This is a genomic window from Streptomyces palmae, from assembly GCF_004684805.1.
Classification (GTDB): domain Bacteria; phylum Actinomycetota; class Actinomycetes; order Streptomycetales; family Streptomycetaceae; genus Streptomyces; species Streptomyces palmae.
Window position 1 is genome coordinate 1 of sequence record NZ_SRID01000772.1, and the last position, 743, is coordinate 743.

Annotated in this window: 1 protein-coding gene; it reads left to right on the forward strand. The window is 67.3% G+C overall.

Features of this window, described 5'->3' with window-relative positions; translation table 11 throughout:
- The coding region (locus E4099_RS32585; protein ID WP_167828580.1) for a phosphopantetheine-binding protein at window positions 1-743 on the forward strand (743 nt) is incomplete at both ends.

A 743-nucleotide genomic window follows, 5' to 3' on the forward strand; every position in this document is an offset into this window, starting at 1 on the left:
GTCTACGTCCTCGACGACACCCTCAGCCTCACACCCCCCGGCACCGCCGGTGAACTCTACATAGCCGGCGCCGGCGTCGCCCGCGGCTACTGGAACCGCCCCGCCCTCACAGCGGAGCGATTCGTCGCCGACCCCTTCGGCGAACCCGGAACCCGCATGTACCGCACCGGCGACATCGTCCGCTGGACCCCCCAAGGCCAACTCGAATTCATCGGCCGCGCCGACGGCCAAGTCAAAATCCGAGGCTTCCGCATCGAACTCGGCGAAATCGAAGCCGTCCTCACCCGCCAACCCCACATCGCCCGCGCCACCGTCCTCGTACGCGAAGACCGCCCTGGCGACAAGCAGATCGTCGCCTACACCGTGGCCAGCGACACCAGCATCATCGACCCCATCGCACTGCGCCAACACCTGACCACCAACCTCCCCGCCTACATGGTCCCCGCGGCCATCGTCATCCTCGACGACCTCCCCCTGACCCCCAACGGCAAAATCGACCACAAGGCCCTACCGGCGCCTGACTTCACCACCGCCGGCGCCTACCGCGCCCCACGCACCCCCCGCGAGGAAATCCTCGCCGGCCTCTTCGCCGAAGTACTGGACCTGCCGAACATCGGAGTGCACGACAGCTTCTTCGACCTCGGCGGCCACTCACTGCTCGCCACCCGTCTGATCAGCCGGATCCGAGCCGTACTGAGCGTGGAGATATCCCTCCGCGACCTCTTCGACACGCCGACTGTCGC